This window comes from Streptomyces sp. cg40, from assembly GCF_050320165.1.
Taxonomy (GTDB): Bacteria; Actinomycetota; Actinomycetes; order Streptomycetales; family Streptomycetaceae; genus Streptomyces; species Streptomyces hokutonensis.
Genome location: NZ_CP190128.1, coordinates 8,353,080 through 8,376,971, shown reverse-complemented (window position 1 = coordinate 8,376,971; position 23,892 = coordinate 8,353,080). Strand labels below are relative to the sequence as shown.

21 protein-coding genes, 1 tRNA gene and 2 pseudogenes are annotated in these 23,892 nt (G+C 70.1%); 17 read left to right on the top strand and 7 right to left on the bottom strand.

Annotation, left to right across the window (positions count from 1 at the left end):
- Positions 1-97: 97 nt before the first annotated feature.
- Both chpH and ACQHII_RS37805 read right to left on the bottom strand, forming a co-directional pair.
- Positions 98-331 (bottom strand): chaplin ChpH, encoded by a 234-nt coding sequence (chpH, locus tag ACQHII_RS37810; RefSeq protein ID WP_019066065.1) that lies wholly within the window; start codon positions 329-331, stop codon positions 98-100.
- A gap of 180 nt (positions 332-511) precedes the next feature.
- Positions 512-1,837: a M20/M25/M40 family metallo-hydrolase gene (locus tag ACQHII_RS37805; protein ID WP_427923481.1), complete on the bottom strand. Its 1,326-nt coding sequence runs from the start codon at positions 1,835-1,837 to the stop codon at positions 512-514.
- 200 nt (positions 1,838-2,037) lie between these two features.
- On the opposite strand from ACQHII_RS37805, the gene ACQHII_RS37800 reads away from it, so the two are divergent.
- From ACQHII_RS37800 to ACQHII_RS37780, 5 genes are all read left to right on the top strand, one after another.
- Positions 2,038-2,122: transfer RNA gene (locus ACQHII_RS37800), tRNA-Leu, on the top strand.
- Positions 2,123-2,399: 277 nt separating this feature from the next.
- Complete coding sequence (locus ACQHII_RS37795) at positions 2,400-6,266, top strand: Pls/PosA family non-ribosomal peptide synthetase (RefSeq protein ID WP_427923480.1); 3,867 nt, start codon at positions 2,400-2,402, stop codon at positions 6,264-6,266.
- An 80-nt stretch (positions 6,267-6,346) separates the two neighbouring features.
- On the top strand, positions 6,347-7,690 hold the full coding sequence (locus ACQHII_RS37790; protein WP_427923479.1) for a M1 family metallopeptidase: 1,344 nt from the start codon (positions 6,347-6,349) through the stop codon (positions 7,688-7,690).
- Between the two features lie 50 nt (positions 7,691-7,740).
- On the top strand, positions 7,741-8,472 hold the full coding sequence (locus tag ACQHII_RS37785) for a hypothetical protein (RefSeq protein WP_427923478.1): 732 nt from the start codon (positions 7,741-7,743) through the stop codon (positions 8,470-8,472).
- 19 nt (positions 8,473-8,491) lie between these two features.
- Positions 8,492-8,875, top strand: coding sequence for a YchJ family protein (locus ACQHII_RS37780; protein WP_427923477.1), 384 nt, complete (start codon positions 8,492-8,494; stop codon positions 8,873-8,875).
- Between the two features lie 3 nt (positions 8,876-8,878).
- Here the strand turns inward: ACQHII_RS37780 and ACQHII_RS37775 are convergent, their stop codons facing one another.
- The gene (locus ACQHII_RS37775; RefSeq protein WP_093624811.1) at positions 8,879-9,580 is read right to left on the bottom strand and encodes a FadR/GntR family transcriptional regulator; all 702 of its coding nucleotides are present in this window, start codon (positions 9,578-9,580) and stop codon (positions 8,879-8,881) included.
- Positions 9,581-9,710: 130 nt separating this feature from the next.
- Here ACQHII_RS37775 and ACQHII_RS37770 point away from each other — a divergent pair.
- From ACQHII_RS37770 to ACQHII_RS37750, 5 genes and pseudogenes are all read left to right on the top strand, one after another.
- A pseudogene (locus ACQHII_RS37770) lies at positions 9,711-9,881 on the top strand (shikimate kinase); the annotation flags it as partial.
- Between the two features lie 491 nt (positions 9,882-10,372).
- Positions 10,373-10,729 (top strand): annotated as a pseudogene (locus tag ACQHII_RS37765) (gluconokinase); the annotation flags it as partial.
- Between the two features lie 38 nt (positions 10,730-10,767).
- The gene (locus ACQHII_RS37760) at positions 10,768-12,165 is read left to right on the top strand and encodes a gluconate:H+ symporter (RefSeq protein WP_427923476.1); all 1,398 of its coding nucleotides are present in this window, start codon (positions 10,768-10,770) and stop codon (positions 12,163-12,165) included.
- Positions 12,166-12,175: 10 nt separating this feature from the next.
- Positions 12,176-12,934, top strand: coding sequence for an SDR family oxidoreductase (locus tag ACQHII_RS37755; protein WP_427923475.1), 759 nt, complete (start codon positions 12,176-12,178; stop codon positions 12,932-12,934).
- Positions 12,935-12,952: 18 nt separating this feature from the next.
- Positions 12,953-13,978, top strand: coding sequence for an L-idonate 5-dehydrogenase (locus tag ACQHII_RS37750; RefSeq protein WP_427923474.1), 1,026 nt, complete (start codon positions 12,953-12,955; stop codon positions 13,976-13,978).
- A 283-nt stretch (positions 13,979-14,261) separates the two neighbouring features.
- Here the strand turns inward: ACQHII_RS37750 and ACQHII_RS37745 are convergent, their stop codons facing one another.
- The 4 genes from ACQHII_RS37745 to ACQHII_RS37730 all read right to left on the bottom strand — a co-directional run bounded on the left by ACQHII_RS37745 (position 14,262) and on the right by ACQHII_RS37730 (position 18,331).
- Entirely contained in the window at positions 14,262-14,897 is a 636-nt protein-coding gene (locus ACQHII_RS37745) for a cytochrome b/b6 domain-containing protein (RefSeq protein ID WP_427923473.1), read from the bottom strand.
- Positions 14,881-15,636, bottom strand: a complete 756-nt coding sequence (locus ACQHII_RS37740) for a molybdopterin-dependent oxidoreductase (protein WP_427923472.1) — start codon at positions 15,634-15,636, stop codon at positions 14,881-14,883. Before ACQHII_RS37740 ends, ACQHII_RS37745 begins: the two co-directional genes overlap by 17 nt.
- 113 nt (positions 15,637-15,749) lie before the next feature.
- Complete coding sequence (locus tag ACQHII_RS37735) at positions 15,750-17,303, bottom strand: APC family permease (protein ID WP_427923471.1); 1,554 nt, start codon at positions 17,301-17,303, stop codon at positions 15,750-15,752.
- 77 nt (positions 17,304-17,380) lie between these two features.
- A complete protein-coding gene (locus tag ACQHII_RS37730; RefSeq protein WP_427923470.1) occupies positions 17,381-18,331 on the bottom strand; it encodes a hypothetical protein in 951 nt (316 codons plus the stop codon).
- Between the two features lie 353 nt (positions 18,332-18,684).
- On the opposite strand from ACQHII_RS37730, the gene ACQHII_RS37725 reads away from it, so the two are divergent.
- The 7 genes from ACQHII_RS37725 (at position 18,685) to ACQHII_RS37695 (ending at position 23,831) form a co-directional block, all read left to right on the top strand.
- On the top strand, positions 18,685-19,578 hold the full coding sequence (locus tag ACQHII_RS37725; RefSeq protein WP_427923469.1) for a DMT family transporter: 894 nt from the start codon (positions 18,685-18,687) through the stop codon (positions 19,576-19,578).
- Between the two features lie 30 nt (positions 19,579-19,608).
- Positions 19,609-20,130 carry an NUDIX domain-containing protein gene (locus tag ACQHII_RS37720; RefSeq protein WP_427923468.1) on the top strand — a complete coding sequence of 174 codons (522 nt, stop codon included), beginning with the start codon at positions 19,609-19,611 and terminating at the stop codon, positions 20,128-20,130.
- A 10-nt stretch (positions 20,131-20,140) separates the two neighbouring features.
- Positions 20,141-20,533: a YidH family protein gene (locus ACQHII_RS37715; RefSeq protein WP_359608301.1), complete on the top strand. Its 393-nt coding sequence runs from the start codon at positions 20,141-20,143 to the stop codon at positions 20,531-20,533.
- Positions 20,530-20,847, top strand: coding sequence for a DUF202 domain-containing protein (locus tag ACQHII_RS37710; RefSeq protein ID WP_427923467.1), 318 nt, complete (start codon positions 20,530-20,532; stop codon positions 20,845-20,847). The genes ACQHII_RS37715 and ACQHII_RS37710 overlap by 4 nt, the downstream gene beginning before the upstream one ends.
- A gap of 257 nt (positions 20,848-21,104) precedes the next feature.
- Entirely contained in the window at positions 21,105-21,401 is a 297-nt protein-coding gene (locus ACQHII_RS37705; protein ID WP_427923466.1) for a hypothetical protein, read from the top strand.
- Positions 21,402-21,587: 186 nt separating this feature from the next.
- Entirely contained in the window at positions 21,588-22,610 is a 1,023-nt protein-coding gene (locus tag ACQHII_RS37700) for a phosphotransferase family protein (protein WP_427923465.1), read from the top strand.
- Between the two features lie 6 nt (positions 22,611-22,616).
- Positions 22,617-23,831 (top strand): acyl-CoA dehydrogenase family protein, encoded by a 1,215-nt coding sequence (locus ACQHII_RS37695; protein ID WP_427923464.1) that lies wholly within the window; start codon positions 22,617-22,619, stop codon positions 23,829-23,831.
- Positions 23,832-23,892 lie beyond the last annotated feature (61 nt).

The following is a 23,892-nucleotide window of genomic DNA, read 5'->3' as shown; positions in this document are numbered from 1 at the left end:
ATTTCCCGGTCGATTTCTCGCGCAAAGACCGTCGGCCCCGGAGCACATGGCGCGCGCTCCGGGGCCGAGGACGTGGTCACCCCTCAGTGGGGCGACGTCACTTGTTGATGCAGGTGTTGCCGAAGGCGGGGTTCAGCAGACCGATCACCGAGATCGTGTTGCCGCACACGTTCACCGGGACGTGCACGGGAACCTGGATGACGTTGCCGGAAACGACACCCGGGGAGTGCACGGCGGCACCCTGAGCGCCCGAGTCGGCGACGGCCAGGCCCGCTCCCGCGAGAACCAGGCCACCGGTGGCAGCCGCAGCGGCGACGACCTTCTTGATCATTGTTCCTCCTTGTTGGCAAAAGCGATCTCGTGTTGCCGATCGCATCACCTGTAACGAGGAGGGAGTAATGGAGCTACGAGCTTATGAGCACATTCACTCGTCCCAGTCGCCTCCCGCACGCACGGTCGAATCCAGGCGTCAACCGGCGTCAACCGGTGTCAACGGGTATCGACCGGCGTCTCACGACGCGTCGATGAACCGGTCCAGCACCCGCACCCCGAACTTCAGCCCCTCCACCGGCACCCGCTCGTCGACGCCGTGGAACATGCCCGCGAAGTCCAGCTCCGGCGGCAGCTTGAGCGGGGCGAAGCCGAAGCCTCGGATGCCGAGGTCGTCGAAGGACTTGGCGTCCGTACCGCCGGAGAGCATGTAGGGGATCGCCTTCGCGGTCGGGTCCTCGGCGAGCAGCGAGGACTGCATGGCCTCGACCAGCGGGCCGTCGAAGGAGGTCTCCAGCGCCTTGTCGGAGTGCACGTCCTCGCGCTTGACCTTGGGGCCGAGGATCCGGTCGAGGTCGGCGAGAAACTCCTCCTCGTGGCCCGGCAGGAACCGCCCGTCGATGTTCGCGGTGGCCTCGCCGGGGATGACGTTGACCTTGTAACCGGCGTTCAGCTGCGTCGGGTTGGCGGTGTTGCTGAGGGTCGCGCCGATCAGCTTGGCGATGCCGCCGAGCCGCTTGAGGGTCGACTCCATGTCCTCGGGGTCGAGCGGAGTGCCGAGCGCGTCGCCGAGTTCGTCGAGGAAGGCCCGGGTCGTCTTGGTGACCCGCACCGGGAACTTGTGCCGGCCCACCCGCGCGACGGCCTCGGACAGCTCGGTGATCGCGTTGTCCCGGTGGATCATCGACCCGTGCCCCGCCGTACCGGCGACGGTCAGCTTCAGCCAGTGCATGCCCTTCTCTGCCGTCTGGATCAGATAGAGCCGCCGTTCCTCGCTCACCGTGAACGAGAACCCGCCGACCTCGCTGATGCCCTCGGTCACGCCGTCGAACAGCTCGGGGTGGTTGTCGACGAGGTGCCGCGCCCCGTACGTACCGCCCGCCTCCTCGTCCGCGAGGAAGGCGACCACGATGTCGCGCGGCGGCCGGCGCCCGCTGCGCAGCCGGTCGCGGACGACCGCCAGGGTCATCGCGTCCATGTCCTTCATGTCGACCGCGCCGCGCCCCCACACGCACCCGTCGGCGACCTCGCCGGAGAAGGGGTGGTGGGTCCAGTCCGCCGCGTTCGCCGGTACGACGTCCAGGTGGCCGTGGATGAGGAGCGCGGGCCGGGAGGGGTCCGTGCCCTCGATCCGGGCGACCGTGGAGGCGCGTCCCGGGTGCGACTCGAAGATCTGGGGTTCGAGGCCCACCTCGGCGAGCTGCTCGGCGACGTACTCGGCCGCCTTGCGCTCACCCGGGCCCGAGTGGTCGCCGTAGTTGCTGGTGTCGAACCGGATCAGCTCGCGGCAGAGGTCCACGACCTCGTCCTCGCCGGTGACGCCCTTGGCCGTGTCCGTGTCGCTCACGCTGCTTCCTCCCACTGTCACTGCTGGTGGTCCTGTCCCTCATCCTCTCTCTCCCCGGCCCGCACCCCAAGGGCGGTCCGCGCCCGTCACACGGCGTTCACGCGGGAGGCGGGCGGGAACAGGGGGTGATCGGCCACCCCTGGAAGCCTGGTAATGTTTCCTTCGTCGCCGCGGGGGAAACCACGCGCGACAGACACCTTGTCCGGGTGGCGGAATGGCAGACGCGCTAGCTTGAGGTGCTAGTGCCCTTTATCGGGCGTGGGGGTTCAAGTCCCCCCTCGGACACATCGCAGGCGAGGGCCGCGACCACCAAGGTCGCGGCCCTCGCCGCATTTGTGGGGGATGTCTCCCCCGATCCGAAGATCAGCAGGTCAGAGCGTTGTCGAGTGCTCACGGAGCGCCCCCGTTCGGCTCCCCCGAGTGGCCGTCGGAAGACCGGAGGCCTAGCGTCGTACTAAAATTTCCGGCTTGTTACGGAACGGAGCTGGAGCTGGACAACCCCAGGCAGACCTGCGGGCCCGCCAGCGCCCCGGAAGTTACCGGGCTTGAGACGCGAGGACCGATGGCAGCCATACACGAGAGCAGTGCTCTCGGCCTGCTCGACGAAGAGATCCGCACCCAGTTCGGCGATACGGCACGTTTCTCCGCGGCACCCGCCGCCTCGCCCCGCACGCTCGTCGACATCTTCGACGCGTCGGTGCGCTCGTATCCCGACGAACTCGCCCTGGACGACGGCACCGTCCGCCTCACCTACCGCGCACTCGCCGTCGAGGTCGAGACCCTGCGCCGCACCCTGGCCGCCGCCGGTGTCGGCCTCGGCGACCGGGTCGGCGTGCGCGTCCCGTCCGGGACCAACGACCTCTACATCGCGATCCTCGCCGTCCTCGCCGCCGGCGCCGCCTACGTCCCCGTCGACGCCGAGGACCCGGACGAGCGGGCCGAGCTGGTGTTCGGCGAGGCCGACGTCCGTGCCGTGATCGGCGCCGAGCACGCGCTGACCGTGCTCGGGCACAGTGACGCCCCGGCCGCCCGGCCCGGCACCGAGCAGGACGCGTGGATCATCTTCACCTCCGGCTCCACCGGCAGGCCCAAGGGCGTCGCCGTCACCCACCGCAGCGCGGCGGCCTTCGTCGACGCCGAGGCGGCGCTGTTCCTCACCGACGACCCGATCGGTCCGGGTGACAGGGTCATGGCGGGCCTGTCCGTGGCCTTCGACGCGTCCTGCGAGGAGATGTGGCTCGCCTGGCGCTACGGCGCCTGCCTGGTGCCCGTGCCGCGCTCCCAGGTCCGCAGCGGCGCCGACCTCGGCCCGTGGCTGGTCGAGCAGGACATCAGCGTCGTCTCGACCGTGCCGACCCTGGCCTCCCTGTGGGAGCCCGAGGCGCTGAACGACGTACGCCTGCTGATCTTCGGCGGCGAGGCCTGCCCGCCCGAGCTCGTGCAGCGCCTCGTGACCGAGGGCCGCGAGGTCTGGAACACCTACGGCCCGACCGAGGCGACCGTCGTGGCCTGCGCCTCCCTGATGACCGGCGACGAGCCGATCCGCATCGGACTCCCGCTGAACGGCTGGGAGTTGGCCGTCGTCGACGAGGCCGGGGTGCCCGTACCGATGGGCGGCAGCGGCCAGTTGGTGATCGGCGGGGTCGGTCTCGCCCGCTACCTCGACCCCGAGAAGGACGCGGAGAAGTACGCGCCCCTCGAATCGCTCGGCTGGGAACGGGCGTACCGCAGCGGCGACTTGGTCAAGGCCGAGCCCGAGGGCCTGATCTTTCTCGGCCGTGCAGACGAGCAGATCAAACTCGGCGGACGCCGGATCGAGTTGGGCGAGGTGGACGCCGCCCTCCAGGCACTGCCCGGAGTCGCGGGCGCGGCGGCCGCCGTACGAACTGCCCGCAGCGGCAACCAACTTCTCGTCGGCTATGTCGTCACCCAGGAGGGCTGGGACCAGGCCGCCGCCGTCGAGAAGCTCCGGGCCGAACTGCCCGCCGCCCTCGTCCCGTTGATCGCCCCGGTCGAGGACCTCCCGACCCGCACCTCCGGCAAGGTCGACCGCAACGCGCTCCCCTGGCCGCTCGAAGGCCTGGAGACCGGCGGCGCCAAGGAGCAGCTCTACGGCACGGAGGCCTGGCTCGCCGAGCAGTGGGCCGAGGTCCTGGGCATCCCCGTGAGCAGCGCCTCCGACGACTTCTTCGCGATCGGCGGCGGCAGCCTGGCCGCCGCCCAGCTCACCACCCGGCTGCGCACCCGCTACCCGAGCGCGGCCGTCCTCGACATCTACCAACAGCCCACCCTCCGCAAGCTGGCCCGGCACCTGGAGGACTCGGCGCAGGGCGACGGCACGGCGCGTGTGATCGCGCCGGTCCCGACCCGCGCCAAGGTGATCCAACTCCTCGCGCTGGTCCCCCTGTTCACCCTCGCCGGTCTGCGCTGGACAGTGGCCCTGGCCGCGCTCGGCAACGTACTGGGCGGCTACGCGTGGCTGCCCACCGCCTCCTGGTGGCTGGTCGCCGCAGGCGCGCTGCTCCTCTTCAGCCCGCCCGGCCGCCTCGCGATCGCCGCGGGCGGCGCACGCCTGCTGCTGCGCGGCGTGAAGCCCGGACGCTACGACCGTGGCGGGAGCGTCCACCTGCGGCTGTGGGCGGCGGAGCGGCTGGCCGAGTTCAGCGGCGCGACCGCGCTGACCGGCTCCTGGCTGGAGCGGTACGCACGCGCCCTCGGCGCCAAGGTCGGCCCGGACGTCGACCTCCACTCCCTCCCCCCGGTCACCGGCATGCTCAAGCTGGGCCGCGGTGCCGCGGTCGAGTCCGAGGTGGACCTGTCCGGCTACTGGCTGGACGGCGACCGTCTGGAGATCGGCCCGGTCAAGGTCGGCGCGCACGCCGTCGTCGGCACGCGCAGCATGCTGTTCCCCGGCGCCCGGGTGGGCAAGCGGGCCGAGGTCGCGCCGGGTTCGGCCGTCACCGGCACGGTCCCGACCGGCCAGCGCTGGGCGGGCGCACCCGCCGTCAAGCTCGGCAAGGCCAAGCGCAACTGGCCCAAGGAGCGCCCGCAGCGCGGCACGTACTGGCGCGCGATGTACGGCATGACGGGCTTCGCGCTCACCATGCTCCCGGTGGTCGCGGGCGCGGTCGCGCTGCTGGTGACCGGCCTGTTCGTGGCGCCGGGCGACGGTCTCGGCGCGGCCCTGCGGGGCGCGTCCCTGGCCCTGGTCCCGGCGACGCTCGCCTTCGGACTGACGTACGCCCTGCTGATCCTGATCGGAGTACGGCTCCTCAGCCTCGGGCTGCGCGAGGGCACGCACCCCACGCACAGCCGCATCGGCTGGCAGGCGTGGACCGTGACACAGCTGATGGACCTCTCCCGCGAGACCCTGTTCCCGCTGTACGCCGGGCTGGTCACGCCGGTGTGGCTGCGGCTGCTCGGGATGCGGATCGGGCGGGGCGCCGAGGTGTCGACCGTGCTCGCGCTGCCGAGCCTGACGACCGTCGGTGAGGGCGCGTTCCTGGCCGACGACACGCTGACCGCGCCGTACGAACTCGGTGGCGGCTGGGTGCACATCGGGCGGGCCGAGATCGGGCGGCGGGCGTTCCTCGGGAACTCCGGGATGACCGCGCCCGGGCGGAGCGTGCCGGACGGCGGGCTCGTCGGGGTGCTGTCGGCGACGCCGAAGAAGGCGAAGAAGGGCACGTCGTACCTGGGGCTGCCGCCGGTGAAGCTGCCGCGCAGCACGAGCGGGGGCGACCAGAGCCGGACGTACGACCCGCCGGCCCGGCTGCTGTGGGCGCGCGGGCTGGTGGAGCTGTGCCGGATCGTGCCGGTGTTCTGCTCGGCGGCGCTGGCCCTGCTGACGGTGGCCGCGCTGTGCGCGCTGGGGGCGTGGGCGCCGCTGCTGTCGGGGCTCGTGCTGCTGGCCGTGGGCGCGCTCGCCGGGCTGATCTCGATCGTGGCCAAGTGGGCCCTCGTGGGGCGGCACCACGGTGCCGAGCACCCGCTGTGGAGCGGTTACGTGTGGCGCAACGAGCTGGCGGACACCTTCGTCGAGGTCGTCGCGGTGCCGTGGCTGGCCGGTTCCGTGCCGGGTACTCCGGTACTGACGGCCTGGCTGCGCGGGCTCGGCGCGCACATCGGCAGGGGCGTCTGGGTGGAGAGCTACTGGCTGCCGGAGACCGACCTGGTGACCCTGGAGGACGCCTCCACGGTGAACCGCGGCTGTGTGCTCCAGACCCACCTCTTCCACGACCGGATCTTGCGGACGGATACTGTGGTCCTCCGTGAGGGCGCGACGCTGGGTCCTGGCGGAATCGTCCTGCCCGGCAGCGAGGTCGGGGCGCGCACCACTCTGGGCCCCGCATCGCTCGTGATGGCGGCGGAGTCCGTCCCGGACGACACCCGCTGGCTGGGCAATCCGATCGAGTCATGGCGATCCTGAACACAGGTCACGCGGCGTCGGCTTCGGAGGGCGGTGCACGGGTACGAGATACGAGCACAGCGCAGGGAGCAGACGCAGCAGTGACCGTTCAGCAGGCGGCGGGTCCGGACCCGTATTTCCCGGCAAACGGCGATGCCCGCTACCGGGTGCACCGCTATGAGCTAACGCTGGACTACCGCCCCGGCCCGAACCGTCTCGCCGGCACGGCGCGTATCAACGCCATCGCGGGCCGTGCTCCGCTGCCCGAATTCCAGCTGAACCTGGGCGACTTCAAGATCGGCCGGATCCGGGTGGACGGCCGCCAGCCGCACTACACGCACCGCGGCGGCCGGCTGCGCATCCGGCCCGCGAAGCCGCTGCGGGCCGGTGCCGCGTTCACCGTGGAGGTGCACTGGTCGGGCAACCCCAAGCCGGTCGCCAGCCCCTGGGGCGGCCTCGGCTGGGAGGAACTGACGGACGGCGCGCTGGTGGCGAGCCAGCCGATCGGGGCGCCGTCCTGGTACCCGTGCAACGACCGCCCCGCGGACAAGGCGTCGTACCAGATCTCGATCACGACGCCGTCGGCGTACTCGGTGGTGGCGGGCGGCCGACTCCTGACCCGAACGACCAAGGCCTCTACGACCACTTGGGTGTACGAGCAGTCGGCGCCGACGTCGAGTTACCTCGTCGGCCTGTCGATCGGCAAGTACCAGACGGTGCTGCTGGGCGACCCGGGCCTCGGCGGTGTCCCGCAGCACGGGCACATCCCGTCGGACCTGCTCCCGGAATTCTCAAGGGACTTCGCGCGCCAGCCCGCGATGATGGAACTCTTCCAGGACCTCTTCGGCCCGTACCCCTTCGACGAGTACGCGGTCGTGGTGACCGAGGAGGAACTCGATGTCCCCGTCGAGGCACAGGGGTTGTCGCTGTTCGGCGCCAACCACGTGGACGGGGCCCGGGGTTCGGAACGGCTGGTCGCGCACGAGCTGGCCCACCAGTGGTTCGGCAACAGCGTCTCCATCGCCGACTGGCGGCACATCTGGCTGAACGAGGGCCTCGCCAAGTACGCGGAGTGGCTGTGGTCCGAGCGCTCCGGCGGCCGCACGGCCCACCAACACGCCGCCGCCGCACACCGGTTGCTCTCCACGCTCCCCCAGGACCTGCGCCTCGCCGACCCCGGCCGCAAGTCCATGTTCGACGACCGCCTCTACGAACGCGGCGGCGTCACCGTCCACGCGGTGCGCTGCGCCCTGGGCGACATCGCGTTCTTCCGCATGCTCCGGAGCTGGGCAAGCGTCCACCGCAACGGCACAGTGACGACAGCGACGTTCACGTCCCACGCGTCCCGGTTCACTTCCGAGCCGCTGGACCAGCTCTTCGAGGCGTGGGTGTACGGGACGCGACTGCCGCCGATGCCTTCGGCGGAGACGGGGATCGCGGTCTGAGCCGTCGGTTCCATTGCGGGTGGGGAACTGACGGAGTATCAAGTGGCTCCATGGCAGCCGCGTGGAGTCGGGGGTTCGCGGAGTCGGGTGAGTGGCTGGAGGTCTACGGGGAGACCGAGCCGCAGTCCGTCCCGCTGGAGCAGATGTTCGCCACGAGATCGGACACCGCACGCCCTTTCACCGGATACCTCTACGTCTGGTCGCTCGGGTACACGGGGGACGACGCGCCGTCCGTATCGGTCACGGTGCTGTTCCCGGCCATGAGCGGCTGGCGGGTGAAGGACGTCCAGGCCGTCGTGTACCACCTGCCGCCGGTGGCGGACGAACGGGCGTGGCGGACCACACTGGCCAGGGACCTGCGGGCGGCCAGGCCCGTCCTGGAGGCCGCCGGCAAGCTCACGGCGGACCTGGTCGGCTTTCCGGAGATCAACGCGATGATGTCCGCCGCGGCCCACCTCAGGGCGCGCAGTGCGCCCCAGATGCGGGACGAGGAGTGGTTCGTCAGGAGAGTGCACCACAGCCCCGGCGGGACCCTGCACCAGGGAGTCGAGTGGACGCTCCCGGCGAACTTCGTCCAGCAGATAGGAAGTCGGATCACCGGCGCCCTCCTCGTGGAGTTCATCGGCGCGGCACCCGCGTACGAGGACACTGACCCTCCGGGCGGCGAGCCGCTACCACTACTGGCCTGCGCGACTCTCACCCGTGACAAGGAGGTGAGGCTGCCCGAGGACGACTACGTCCGGCTGCCGCTCCGTGTCGCCCCCGAGCGCCCGCGAACGTAGCCCCGGCACAATGGTCCCCATGCCCCGACCCACCCCCTGCCCCTGCGGCCTCCCCACCCCCTACGACACCTGCTGCGGCCGCTACCACTCCGGCACCGCCGCCGCCCCCACCGCCGAGGCGTTGATGCGCTCGCGCTACAGCGCCTTCGTGCGGTTGGACGGGCCGTATCTGCTGCGCAGTTGGCATCCGAGGACGCGGCCGGCCGAACCGCTCGAACTCGACCCGGGGATGCGATGGACCGGGCTGGAGATCCTCGACACGAGCGGCGGGTCGGCGTTCCACTCCGCGGGGACCGTGACGTTCCGGGCGTCCTACCGGGGTGGGGCCATCCACGAGCGGAGTCGGTTCGAGCGCGTCGACGGGGCCTGGGTGTACCTCGACGGGGAGTTCATCGAGGACTGAGGCCTACGGCGCCAGGATGTCGAGTTCCTGAAGTGCGCCGATCGTGATCTCGCGGGTCAGGGTCTCCGCGCGGACCGCGTCGCCCTCGCGGACCGCCTCCGCGACCTGGACGTGGAGGGTGACGGCGGCCGGGTCGGGGTCCTCGAACATGACCTCGTGGTGGGTGCGGCCGGCGAGGACCTCGGTGACGACGTCGCCGAGGCGGGCGAACATCTCGTTGCCGGAGGCGGCGAGGATCACCCGGTGGAAGGCCACGTCATGGACGAGGTAGGCCTCCAGTTTGTGGCCGCGTGAGTTGGCCACCATGCCGATCGCGCACTCGGTGAGTTCCGCGCACTGCTCCGCCGTGGCGAACTTGGCGGCCAGGCCCGCCGCGATCGGCTCGACCGCGGAGCGCAGCACCGTGAGGGAGCGCAGCTGCTGCGGGCGGTCCGCGCCGGCCAGGCGCCAGCGGATGACCTGCGGGTCGTAGACGTTCCACTCGGCCTTGGGGCGGACGGTGACGCCGACCCGGCGGCGGGACTCGACCAGGTGCATGGATTCGAGGACGCGGACCGCCTCACGCATCACGGAGCGGGACACCTCGAAGTCCTTGGCGAGCTCGTCCGTGCGCAGGACGCTGCCCGGCGGGTACTCGCCCGCGGTGATGGCGGGGCCGAGGGAGTCGAGTACGCGGCCGTGCAACCCGCGGCCCGGAGTGGTCATGCACTCAGCGTACGGGGCGCGTCACGGAACCAAAAAGTCAGACTTATATGTCACAGACTCTTGAATTCGTCGTACCTAATCGGTTTCAGTGGGATCGACATCAGGTGTCGACGGAGACAGTGAGGCAGCGATGCGTACCCCCCATGTCGTCGTGGTGATGGGCGTAGCGGGCACCGGGAAGACCACCATCGGTCCCCTGCTCGCGGCCCGGCTCGGTGTGCCGTACGCCGAGGGCGACGACTTCCACCCGCAGGCCAACATCGCCAAGATGTCGGCCGGGCACCCGCTGACGGACGAGGAAGAGAGAGAGAGAGAGAGAGAGAGAGAGAGAGAGAGAGAGAGAGAGAGAGAGAGAGAGAGAGAGAGAGAGAGAGAGAGAGAGAGAGAGAGAGAGAGAGAGAGAGAGAGAGAGAGAGAGAGAGAGAGAGAGAGAGAGAGAGAGAGAGAGAGAGAGAGAGAGAGAGAGAGAGAGAGAGAGAGAGAGAGAGAGAGAGAGAGAGAGAGAGAGAGAGAGAGAGAGAGAGAGAGAGAGAGAGAGAGAGAGAGAGAGAGAGAGAGAGAGAGAGAGAGAGAGAGAGAGAGAGAGAGAGAGAGAGAGAGAGAGAGAGAGAGAGAGAGAGAGAGAGAGAGAGAGAGAGAGAGAGAGAGAGAGAGAGAGAGAGAGAGAGAGAGAGAGAGAGAGAGAGAGAGAGAGAGAGAGAGAGAGAGAGAGAGAGAGAGAGAGAGAGAGAGAGAGAGAGAGAGAGGAGAGAGAGAGAGAGAGAGAGAGAGAGAGAGAGAGAGAGAGAGAGAGAGAGAGACCGGTGGCCCTGGCTGGACGCCATCGGTTCCTGGGCGCACGGGCGCGCGGGGCTCGGCGGGGTGATCAGCAGCTCGGCGCTGAAGCGGTCGTACCGCGACCGGCTGCGGGCCGCCGCCCCCGGGGTCGTCTTCGTGCACCTCACCGGCGACCGCGCGCTCATCGAGGACCGGATGGCGCACCGGCACGGCCACTTCATGCCGACCGCGCTGCTCGACTCGCAGTTCGCCACGCTCCAGCCGCTGGAGCCGGACGAGGCGGGTGTCGCCGTGGACGTCAGCGGCGGCCCGGAGCAGATCGCCGAGCGGGCGACGACCGCGCTGGAGCAGGTCCCCGAGCCCACCGTCTGACACCCCCAATCCCTCCCCGTATCCGCAAGGAATCCACCGTGACCAGACTCAGCGTCGAGTTGCTGGCAGCAGACCCGGTCGAGCCCATCACGTCGGCCGGCCACGCTCAGCTGGGCATCGCCGTACTGGCGGGCATCGCCGTCATCGTCCTGCTCATCACCAAGTTCAAGATGCACGCCTTCCTGGCGCTGACCATCGGCTCGCTCGCGCTCGGCGCGTTCGCCGGGGCGCCGCTGGACAAGGCCATCACCAGCTTCACCACCGGGCTCGGTTCGACGGTCGCCGGTGTGGGTGTGCTGATCGCGCTGGGCGCGATCCTCGGCAAGCTGCTCGCCGACTCCGGCGGCGCGGACCAGATCGTCGACACGATCCTCGCGAAGGCGAGCCCCCGGTCGATGCCGTGGGCGATGGTGCTGATCGCCTCGGTGATCGGGCTGCCGCTGTTCTTCGAGGTCGGCATCGTGCTGCTGATCCCGGTCGTGCTGATGGTCGCCAAGCGCGGCAACTACTCCCTCATGCGCATCGGTATCCCGGCGCTGGCCGGTCTGTCGGTCATGCACGGGCTCATTCCGCCGCACCCGGGGCCGCTGGTCGCCGTCGACGCCGTCAAGGCCAACCTCGGTCTGACCCTCGCGCTCGGCGTGCTGGTCGCGATCCCGACCGTGATCATCGCGGGCCCGCTGTTCTCGAAGGTCGCGGCCCGCTGGGTGGACGTACAGGCCCCCGAGCGGATGCTCCCGCAGCGCCCCTCCGAGGACCTGGAGAACCGTCCCGGCTTCGGCGCGACCCTCGCCACGATCCTGCTGCCGGTCGTGCTGATGCTCTCCAAGGCGCTGGTGGACATCGTCGTGGACGACCCCACGCACACCGTGCAGCGCGTCTTCGACGTCATCGGCTCCCCACTGATCGCACTGCTCGCGGCCGTCATCGTCGGCATGTTCACGCTGGGCCGCCCGGCCGGCTTCACCAAGGAACGGCTGTCCTCGACCGTCGAGAAGGGCCTGATGCCGATCGCGGGCATCCTGCTCATCGTCGGCGCGGGCGGCGGCTTCAAGCAGACGCTGATCGACTCCGGCGTCGGCCAGATGATCCTGGACATCTCCAAGGACTGGTCGATCCCGGCGCTCCTGCTGGCCTGGCTGATCGCGGTGGCGATCCGGCTGGCGACCGGTTCGGCGACGGTGGCCACGATCTCGGCGGCCGGTCTGGTCGCCCCGCTGGCCGCCGACATGTCCTCGACCCACACCGCCCTCCTCGTGCTGGCGATCGGCGCGGGCTCGGTCTTCTTCAGCCATGTCAACGACGCCGGATTCTGGCTGGTGAAGGAGTACTTCGGCCTGAGCGTCGGCCAGACCCTCAAGACCTGGTCCGTCATGGAGACGATCATCTCGGTGGTCGCCGGCGGCCTGGTCCTCCTCCTCTCGCTCGTGATCTAGGGGTACGGGAATGAGTCATCCTCTCTTCGACATCAGCGGCCGTACGGCCCTGGTCACCGGCTCCAGCCGGGGCATCGGACTCGCCCTCGCGCAGGGCCTGTTGGAGGCCGGCTGCACGGTCGTCCTGAACGGACGGGACGGCGAACGCCTCACCAAGGCCGCCGCCGAGCTCTCCGGCGACGTCCACACGGCGGCCTTCGACGTGACCGACGGTCCGTCAGTAGCCGCCGGAATCAAGGACGTCGAAGACCGGGTCGGCCCGCTGGACATCCTGGTCAACAACGCGGGCATGCAACTGCGCGCCCCGCTGCTGGAGTTCACCGACTCCGACTGGCACCGGATCATCGACACCAACCTCACCAGCGCGTTCCTGGTCGGCCGTGAGGCGGCCCGGCGGATGACGGAACGCGGCCACGGGAAGATCATCAACATCTGCTCGTTGCAGAGCGAGGTGGTCCGCCCGGGCATCGCGCCGTACGCGGCCACCAAGGGCGCGTTGAAGATGCTCACCAAGGGCATGTGCGCCGACTGGGGCCCGTCCGGCGTCCAGGTCAACGGCCTGGGCCCCGGCTACATCGAGACGGAACTGACCCAACCTCTCGTCCAGGACGAGGAGTTCAGCGCCTGGGTGCGCAAGCGGACCCCGGCCGGACGCTGGGGCACCACACGGGACCTGGTCGGCGGAGTGCTGTTCCTGGCCTCCCCCGCCGCGGACTTCGTGAGCGGACAGGTGCTGTACGTCGACGGCGGTATGACGAGCGTGCTGTAGAGAACGGGAGTCCGGAACATGCTGGGTTGTGTGATTCATGGTCAGGACGACCTGAGGGTCGAGGAGTTGACGGTCCCGGAGCCCGGCCCAGGCCAGGCCCTGGTCGCCGTCCGCTACGGCGGCGTCTGCGGCTCCGACCTCCACTACTGGCGCCACGGCGGCGTCGGCGACTTCCGCCTCAAGGAACCGATGCTGCTCGGCCACGAGGTCGTCGGCACGGTCCTGTCCTACGGCCCCGAAGGCTCAGGTCCCGCCCCCGGTACGGCGGTTGCGGTGCACCCGGCCACTCCGTGCGGGGTCTGCCCCGAGTGCGCGGACGGCCGGCGCAACGTCTGCCGGGACACCGCGTATCTGGGCAGCGCGGCCCGCTTCCCGCACGTACAGGGCGGTTTCGCGGCCCAAGTCACCGTCCCCGCAGACCAGTTGAGGCCGGTCCCGGCGGGCCTCGACCTGCGCCGGGCCGCCCTTGCCGAACCGCTCTCCGTCGCCCTGCACGCCGTACGCCGGGCCGGGGACGTGGCCGGACGCCGGGTGCTGGTCACCGGTGCGGGACCGATCGGCTGTCTGGTCGTCGCGGCGGCGAAGGCGGCCGGCGCGGCACACGTCACGGTCACCGATCTCCTTCCGGCGGCGCTGAGTTACGCGACGGCGGCCGGTGCCGACACCGCCGTACGGGCCGATGATCCGGACGACGCCGGGTGGCCGTCCGAGGTCGACGTGGCCATCGAGGCGTCCGGGGTGGCGGCCGGACTCGACACCTGTCTCCGGCTGGTGCGCCGGGGCGGAGTGGTCGTGCAGCTCGGGATGCTGCCGCCGGGACAGAGTCCCTTCGCGGGGAATCTGGTCGTCAGCCGGGAGATCGAGCTGCGGGGCGCGTTCCGCTTCGACACGGAGTTCGACGACGCCCTCCAACTCCTCGCGGTGGAGCCGTCGTTCGACGCGCTCGTCAGCTCGGTGGTACCCGTCCGCGACGCGGAGTCGGCATTCGCCCTGGCGGCGGACCGGAGCCGGTCCTGCAAGGTGCTGCTGGACTTCGGAGACTGAGCGGGGTCATCGGACCGGGGCGGTGAACGCCGCCGCCCCGGTCCGGGGCCCCGGGCCTGTCCGGCGGATCAGGTCGGAGGACAGCAGTGGCACCGCACAAGGCGGAGGAGGGAGTCGACGCGGAGCGTCTACGACCGATGCCGGCACTCGGCCTCCTCACCGCCCTCGGCGCCTCGGACCGGCCGTTCCCGGCACAGGGGCGCTCACCCCTGGCCAGCCCCACCACCCCGCAGCCGCAGGCCGCCCGAAACCAGAGCCCCCGAGGAATCAACTCCCTCTCCCCCTACGGCTTCCACAGCGGATGTTCCCGCTTGGCCCACTCCCTGCTCACCTTCCCCGTACGCAGTCCCGCCCGCGCCTCCGGGTCGCCGAGCGCCATGCCGATGTGGCCGCCCAGCACGATGCCGATGGTGAGGGCGAGCCAGTCGTGGACGAAGGTCGCGCTGGTGCGCCACATGATCGGGGTGAGGTGGGTGAACCACATCATCAAACCCGTGCCGAGCATCACCAGGCTGGCGCCGGCGATCCAGTTGGCGTAGATCTTCTGGCCGGCGTTGAACTTGTCGGCCGGGCGGGCCGAGCGGCGTTTGTCGCGCATCAGGGCGCCGCGCAGCCAGACCCGGTCGTGCGGGCCGAAGCGGTTGAGGAAGCCGAGGTTGACGCGGAAGCCCCGGGAGAAGAGGCCGAAGAGGACGGGTACGGGAAGCGCGACACCGGCCAACTCGTGGATGCGGACGACGAGTTGGCGGCGGCCGACGAGTTCGGCGAACTCCGGGATGTAGAGGCAGGCCGCGGTGGCCACGCAGATGCCCATCAGCGCGGCCGTGGTCCGGTGCACCCAGCGCTCGGTGCGGCCGAAGCGGCGGACGCTGGACGAGGGCTCCGTGGCGGGGGCGTGGGCTTCAGCTCGTAGGGTCATCGTCGCGTCCGTTCGACTTGCCGACCCAGGCGTCAACGTCGTAGCCCCGGTCCTCCCAGTAGCCGGGCTTCACGTGCTCGGTGACCGTGATGCCGGAGAGCCACTTCGCGGACTTGTAGAAGTACATGGGGGCGACGTAGAGGCGGACGGGGCCGCCGTGGTCGTGGCCCAGGGGTTTGTCCTGCATGCGCAGCGCGACCAGGATGTCGGAGCGCCGGGCCTGGTCGAGGGTGAGGCTCTCCGTGTAGGCGCCGTCGAAGCAGGTGAAGCGGACCGCCCCGGCCTTGGCGCGCACTCCCGCGGCGTCCAGCAGCCGGGACAGTCGCACCCCCTCGAAGGGCGTCCCGGGGACCCGCCAGCCGGTGACGCACTGGACGTCCTTGACCAGCCGGGTCTGCGGCATCGCGCGCAGGTCGGCCAGGGTGTAGGTGGCCGGCTTGTCGACCAGGCCGTCGACGGTCAGCCGGTAGTTCTGGGCGTTCCGGTTCGGCACGGACGCGGTGACGGAGTAGTAGCGGAAGCCGCCGCCGTTCGGGAGCAGTCCGGTCAGTCCCGTGGGGTCCTTGCCGGAGACGGCGCCCAGGAACCCGTCCATACCCTTCTGCAGAACAGGCGCGGACACGACACCGAGGGCGCCCAGGCCAAGGGTGCCGAGAAGGACACGGCGGCCGATGGGCCGGCCCTGCGCTTCCTTCTCCTCCCCGGGTGGCTCGGGCGACTCGGTTGGTTCGGAGTTCACGCATTCATTCGAACACCCGCGACCCCGGCGCGGCCAGGGATCGCGGATGCTCGTCAGACTTCCGTAACCACTTCTTACGTGCTTCTCAGCAACGACAGCTCGGCCACAGGTTCCTACGGCGCCTCCGTGGCCGCCTTGTCCAGCTGGAACGCCTCGTTGCCGAGCCCGATGCGGGCGTGTGCCTCGGGGTTGCGGGCGCGCAGGAACAGCCCCTGGGCCAGGCCGACGAGCAGGGCGAGGCCGACGATGCCGGGCAGGATCCAGCTCAGGGACGAGCCGGGGCCCGCGCCGACCAGGACGTCGAAGTCCTTGACGGTGTAGACGGCGATCACGACCAGCGCGATGCCGGACAGCGCGGAGGTGACCAGCCGCCAGGCCTGGGCACCGGCGGAGCCGCGGCGGGCGAAGAAGACGATCACCGACAGAGAGGCAGCGGCCATCAGCAGGATCACGCCGAGGGCGCCGATGTTGCCGAACCAGGTGAACAGGTGCAGGACCGGTTCGGTCGGGTCGCCGGTCGGCTTGTCGTCGGCGACCGCGAAGACGATGACGATCACGGCGGAGACGGCGGTCTGGAGCAGCGAGCCGGTGCCGGGGGCGCCGCTGGAGCCCGTCGTACGGCCGAAGGCGGACGGCAGCAGGCCCTCGCGGCCCATGGCGAAGGCGTAGCGGGCGACGACGTTGTGGAAGCTGAGCATGGCCGCGAACATGCCGGTGACGAACAGGACGTGGAGCACGTCGGTGAAGGTGCCGCCGAGCCGGGACTCGGTCAGATAGAAGAGCAGACCCGCGCTCTGCTTCTGGGACACACCGACGACCTGGGAGGGCCCGGTCGCGACAGTGATCGCCCAGCAACTCAGCGCGAAGAAGACGGCGACGCCGCTGACGGCCAGGAACATCACGCGCGGCACCAGGATGTGCGGGCGGCTGGTCTCCTCGGCGTACACCGGGGCCTGTTCGAAGCCGAGGAAGGCGGCGATGCAGAAGCACAGGGCGGTGCCGACGCCGGCGCCGCTGAGGGTGTCGGGGTTGAAGGCGTGCAGGGACAGTCCCTCCTTGGCCGGGTCGGCGACGGCCGCGATGTCAAAAATGACGACGAGCGCGACCTCGACGATCAGCAGCACGCCGAGCACACGCGCGTTGACGTCGATCTTCAGCCAGCCCAGCCCGCCGACAACGACCACGGCGACCAACGCCGGTATCCACCAGGCCACTTGGAGGTCGGCGTAGGTGGAGAAGAGCCCGGAGACCTCGAAGCCGAAGATGCCGTAGATGCCGACCTGGAGGGCGTTGTACGCGACGAGCGCCACCAGGGCCGCGCTCGCACCGGCGGTGCCGCCGAGACCCCGGGAGATATAGGCGTAGAAGGCACCGGCGTTGTGGACGTGCCGGCTCATCTCGGCGTAGCCGACGCTGAACAGGACCAGGACAACGCCGAGGAGAACGAAAAGCAGCGGCTGCCCTTCGATGCCCATCACCGCGAATGTGGTGGGCATGACACCCGCGACCACCATGAGGGGCGCGGTCGCCGCGAGCACGGAGAGCAGCAGACCCCCCGTGCCGAGGCGGTCGGCGCGCAGGGCACGCTCCTGCCCTCTGAACGTGCTGATGCCGCTGCCGCCGCCGTCCGCGGTGGCGCTGCTCGTACTGGAACTGCCCGTCGTCATGGCGGGAACGTCCTTTCGGGGTCGCTACGAAGGCGTTGATACGTGCGCGTTGATACGAATACGTCCGTACGGGGGCGTTACGTCGTACCGAGCGCGTGGTCGCGCGCGGTGCGGAAAGCGGTGAGCGGGTCTCGGTCCGGGTAGGACCAGGGGGCCGGGGTCGGGTGGTCCCCGATGCGGTGGAAGAGGGCGGCGGCCTCGGCGCTGCGACCCTCGCAATACTTCGCGTGGGCAAGGAAGTTGAGGTCGACCAGGCGGCGCGGATGGCCCTCGTGCTCCCACTCCAGCCACCAGTCGAAGGCGGCCTTCATCACCTGCCGGGCCCGGCGTCCCGCCCAGTGCCCGGAGGCGGCCGGGTCGGCGGGTTCCAGGCCGGCGGCGGCCAGCACGCGGTAGCGCTCGGCGTGCGCGACGACCGGCAGGATGGCGAGCGGGGAGTCGGCCGGGGCCTGTTCGGCGGCCCAGTAGGCGAAGTCGTAGACCTCGTGCAGCGGGTCGAGGCCCGCGGTGGCCCGCCGCTCGGCCAGCCTGGCCACCATCAGGTGGTGGGCGTGGTGATGGTCGGCGTGCCGGTGCCGGACCTCGTCGAAGAGCTGGACGACGCCCTCGTCGGTGCCGAGGCTGTGCTCCAGGAGGAGCAATCCGAGCCAGGGCGTCGGATCGGCGGGCACACGGGCCGCCGCCGTACGGCAGGCCTCGCGGGCGCGGACGGGCTTCTCCTTGCCCGCCAGCACACGCTGGACGAGGGCGACGGCGAGCAGGACGGAGGCGTCGGCGGACTCGGGCTCGGCGAGCAGCCAGTCACGGGCCCAGGCGGCGGTGTAGGACTCCAGGGCGAGGACGGTCACCCGGTGGGCGCGCAGATCCCACTCGTCGCCAGTCTGGGCGAGCAGCCCGCGCACCGCCTGCCAGCGTCCCTGGGCCAACGCGGCGCGCGCGGCGACGAGTTCTCCGTCGTCGAGGGCGGCGTCGAATGCCTGGGCCGCTCGTTTGTGGCGGCGTCCGAGGGGTGGCGGGGGCGGTGACACCCGGGAGTTCCTCACGATCCTCACGCGACGCTGCGGGACATCGGCACGCTATCGGCCGATCACGCACAGCAAACCCCCAGCCAACACTTCACGTCAAGTGCCGAACGCCTGTTACTCCTGTCAACTACCTTCACGCAAAAGGCACTTGTGGCCACAACCCCTACCCGGGACGGTACGCTCCCAAGCGTTCACGGGTAACCGATGTGTCGTACGCCATGGCGCTCGGGCGCGCGGCGGCGGACCATGGCAGCACGGTCCCGCTTCCGGGAACTTCCAGGGGCACGCCGGACCCCGGGGCGCTACAGTCGCCCCAACGCATCCCGTAGCCCGGCCCAACGATCGAGGTACGCAGCGTGTCGGTTCTGGTTCTGATGCTCTCGGTGAGCGCGGCCTGTTGCCTCGGCTTCGGGTTCGTACTCCAGCAGAACGCGGCCCAGCAGGCACCCCTGAGCGACTTCCTTTCCCCCAGACTGCTCCTCGACCTCATGAGGGTGCCGCGCTGGCTCGGCGGCATCGCCCTGATGGTCGCGGGCATGGTGCTGGGCGCGATAGCCCTGTCCCAGGGCGAGGTCTCCCTGGTCGAACCGCTCCTCGCGACGAACCTCCTGTTCGCCCTGGCCCTCTCCCGCAAGCAGACGAGACAACCCCTGGGCCGCCAGGGCTGGACGGGCCTCGCACTCCTGGCCGGCGGTGTCACGACGTTCATCGTCGCGGGCGAACCACGCAGCGGCACGCCAGTGACGGACCCCTTCCGCCACTGGCTGATCATCGGCGCGATGGTGGGCCTCGCCCTCCTCCTCACGACCTACGCCAAACGCTCCCGCCTCAGCGCGGCCCCGGTCCTCCTCGCCCTGGCCGCCGGCCTGCTCTACGGCGTCCAGGACGCGCTGACCAGGGTCAGCGGCCAGCGCTTCACGGAGGGCGGCCTCACCGAACTAGTGACCGGCTGGCAGCCGTACGGCGTACTGGCGCTCGGCGTAACCGGCCTGGTCTTGGTCCAGAGCGCATTCGAAACGGCCCCCCTCCGCATGTCGCTCCCCGCCCTCACCGCGGCCCAGCCACTGGCCGGGATCATCTGCGGGGTGGGCTTCCTGGGCGACCGGTTGCGCACCGACACCGGCGCACTGGCCTGGGAGGCGGTCGGCCTGGCCGGAATCGTCGTAGGCATCCTGCTCCTGGGCATGCACCCCGCCATGCCGAGCGGCACGACGAAACCGCAGCCGGCCCTCAACCTCCAGCCCCGCTGACCCCTTCCTCTCCTCTGTTTGGATGGGGCCATGAGCGCAGCAGACGAAATCCTGGACATCGTCGACGAGCACGACCAGGTCATCGCCCAATCCCCGAGAGGCGAGGCCTACGCCCGGGGCCTACGCCACCGCGCGGTCTTCATCCAGACCCGAGACGCCCAGGGCCGCGTCTTCGTCCACCGCCGAACCCCCACCAAACTGGTCTTCCCCTCCCTCTACGACATGTTCGTAGGCGGAGTAGTGGGCGCGGGCGAGTCCTACGACGAAGCGGCCCTGCGCGAGGCAGAAGAGGAACTCGGCGTCACCGGCCTCCCCCAACCAGGCTTCCTCTTCAAATTCCTCTACGACGACGGCGCCGGCCAGACCTGGTGGTCGGCGGTCTACGAGGTGCGCTGCGACCTCCCGGTCAGCCCCCAGGTAGAGGAGGTCGACTGGCACGCCTTCCTGGAGGAGGGCGAGATCGTACGGCGCCTGCACGAGCGGGAATGGGTACCGGACGGCCTGGCAGCCTACGAGCGACTCAAGGAGTACCACTCCAAGACGGCCGGATAGGCTCGCTCCCGTGATCGATTTCGCACGGAACGTCCGGCTGTGGTTCGCGCCTCAGGAGATCAGCGAGGAGGGCGGCACCCCCGACTACCGCTTCTCGCTGGCCAACGAACGCACCTTCCTGGCCTGGCTGCGCACCGCGCTCGCACTGATCGGCGGAGGCTTCGCGGTAGACCAGTTCCTGCCGGACCTGCGCTGGGCCTGGCGCGTAGGCCTGGCCCTCGCACTCCTCGCGGCGGGCGTCCTGTGCTCATTGCGCGCGGTCAACCACTGGGTCCGCTGCGAACGGGCGATGCGCCAGGGCAAGGACCTGCCCGTATCCCGTTTCCCCGCACTGCTCAGCATCGCGGTGGCGATCGTAGCCGTAGCAATGGTCATCGTCGTACTGGCCGGATGGGAAGGATGACCGGCCCCCCGGACCGCGACCCGGGCCTGCAACCCGAACGCACCCGCCTGGCCTGGCGCCGCACAACCCTGTCGAGCACGGTGGCCGCGGTCCTCGCCGTAAAGGCGGCACTGCACAACGGAGTCAGCGCGGAAGGCGTCATCATCTGCTCCCTCTGCTGCGCACTCTGGCTCGGCTTCCTGACCGTGGCCCACCGCCGCATCACCACACTCGCAGCAGGCGGACCACCCCCACCCCTCGCCCCCCGACACGCCACGGCGGCAGTGCTGTGCACGGTGGCCGTGGCGGTATGCGCGGCGGTACTCGTCTACTGAACGACAGGGATGGACCACGCACCCGCAGCCGCCAACGAAACGGGAGTGGGGCGTGGCGGTACGGCGAGCCCGCCGCTTAGCTGGTCCCAACGCCGTCCACTGTGACAACACCAGAGGGGCGCAACCGCGGCGGGCTCGCCGTACCGCCACGCCCCCGACACCCACCACCGGCGCCACGCGACCGGAATGACCAGATATGCGGCGTTCACATGGCAGCCTGTGCGACGGCATCGACCGCACTTCCGAAGGCGAGCACCATGACCACCCTGCACCTGGAGCACTCCGCGCACACCCACACCCACGGCCCGGACTGCGGCCACGCCCCGGTCCCGCACGGCGACCACGTCGACTACGCGCACGACGGTCACCTGCACCGCGAGCACGGCGGCCACTGGGACGAGTGCGAGCCGGGCGGCCACGTCGCCCACCAGGAGCACACCCACCAGCACGGCCAGGACTGCGGCCACGACAGCGTGCTGCACGGCGACCACGTCGACTACGTCCACGACGGCCACCGCCACGCCCTGCACGACGGCCACTGGGACGACCACTGAGCCGACCCGCTCGGCCTGAACGCGTCCCACACAGCTCCCCGCCGCCCCACGCGGGGAGCTGTCGGCCTATCGTGGCCCTTCATGACCCCTCGTGGCCCCGGTCACGTTTCGCTCCCCCACTGGACGACATACCGACCGGTCGGCATGATGGTGTGCGACCCGTTCGTCCATTCACAGGAGTGATGTATGAGCCCCGACCACCCGCCCGGACTCGATCTCGACCGGCTGCGCGGTCTGCTCGACCGCGAGCGGCCCGGTCTGGTCACCGGCCCCCTGTCCGGCCGGCTGATCGAGGGCGGACGGTCGAACCTCACCTACGCGGTCACCGACTCCACCACCAAGTGGGTCGTACGACGCCCCCCGCTGGGCCACGTCCTGGCCACCGCGCACGACATGAAGCGCGAGCACCGGGTGATCAGCGCCCTCCACCCCACCGACGTACCGGTGCCGAACCCCGTACTCCTCTGCGAGGACGACGACGTGCTCGGCGCGCCCTTCTACGTCATGGAGTTCGTCGAGGGCACCCCGTACCGCACCGCCGACGAACTGCTCCCGCTCGGCCCGGAGCGGACCCGGGGCGCGGTCCTCGAACTGGTCGACACCCTGGTCGAGTTGCACGCGGTGGACCCCACCGAGGTCGGCCTCGCGGACTTCGGCCGCCCCGAGGGCTTCCTGGACCGCCAACTCCGCCGCTGGGGCAAGCAGTTGGCGGCATCCCGCAACCGCGAGCTGCCCGGCGTCGAGGAGCTGCACGCGGCACTCGGCCGCCGACTCCCCACCTCCCCCACCCCCACGGTCGTACACGGCGACTACCGCCTGGACAACGTCCTCATCGGCAAGGACGACAAGATCAAGGCGATCCTCGACTGGGAGATGTCGACACTCGGCGACCCCCTCACGGACCTGGGCCTGCTGGTGATGTACAGCATCCCGCTGGAACTGCCCAACTCCCCGATCTCCACCACCGCTTCGGCCCCCGGCCACCCCGCACCGGCCGAGCTGGTCGAGCGGTACGCCGCGCGCTCGGGGCGCGACGTGTCGTCGGTCGCCTGGTACACGGCGTTCGCGTGGTTCAAGCTCGCCGTGATCCTGGAGGGCATCCACTACCGCTACACCCTGGGCCAGACGGTCGGCCGAGGCTTCGACCGCATCGGCGAGCTGGTCCCCGTCTTCATCGAGCACGGCCTGACCACCCTTCAGGAAGGCTGATCCACCATGGACTTCGCGTTCGACGCACACACCGAGGAACTGCGCGCCAAGCTCCTGGCCTTCATGGACGACTACGTCTACCCGGCCGAACCGGTGGCGGAGGAGCAACGCGCCCGACTCGCCTCCCCCTGGGACACCCCCGCGGTAGTAGGAGAGTTGAAAGCAGAAGCCCGCACCCAGGGCCTCTGGAACCTGTTCCTCCCGGACGCCGAGTACGGCGCCGGCCTGACCAACCTCCAGTACGCCCCCCTCGCCGAAATCACCGGCCGCTCCCCGCACTTGGCGCCCACCGCGCTGAACTGCGCGGCGCCGGACACCGGCAACATGGAGGTGCTGCACCAGTTCGGCGACGAACAACAGAAAAAGCAATGGCTGGAGCCGCTGCTGGCAGGCGAGATCCGCTCGGCATTCGCGATGACGGAACCCGAGGTGGCCTCCTCGGACGCCACCAACATCACCACGCTCATCGAGCGGGACGGCGACGACTACGTCGTCACGGGCCGCAAGTGGTACATCTCCGGGGCGATGAACCCGGACTGCAAGATCTTCATCGTGATGGGCAAGACAGACCCGAACGGGCCCGACATCCGCCGCCAGCAGTCGATGATCCTGGTCCCGCGCGACACTCCCGGCGTCACGGTCAAGCGCGCGATGCAGGTCTTCGGCTACGAGGACCACTCGCACGGCGGCCACGCCGAGGTGGTCTTCGACCACGCGCGCGTGCCGGCGACGAACCTGATCGGCGAGGAGGGCGGCGGCTTCGCCATCGCCCAGGCGCGACTGGGCCCGGGCCGTATCCACCACTGCATGCGGCTGATCGGCATGGCCGAGCGGGCGATCGAGCTGATGTGCCAACGGGCCGTCTCCCGCGTCGCGTTCGGCAAGGCACTCGCCCAACAGGGCGTCGTCCACAACTGGATCGCGGACGCCCGGGTAGCCGTCGAGCAACTGCGGCTGCTGGTCCTGAAGACGGCCTGGATGATGGACACCGTCGGCAACAAGGGCGCCCACGCGGAGATCCAGGCCATCAAGATCGCCACGCCCCGCACGGTCGTCGGCATCCTCGACAAGGCGATCCAGCTGCACGGCGCGGGCGGTGTCAGCCAGGACTTCCCGCTGGCGGAGCTGTACGCGAGCGCCCGCACATTGATGCTGGCCGACGGCCCGGACGAGGTGCACCAACGGTCTCTCGCCCGCCGGGAGTTGAAGAAGTACCTGTAGCACAACGAATGGGCTGGAAGAGGTGAACGCACCCCCTCCAGCCCATTCCCCCCGAGGTGAT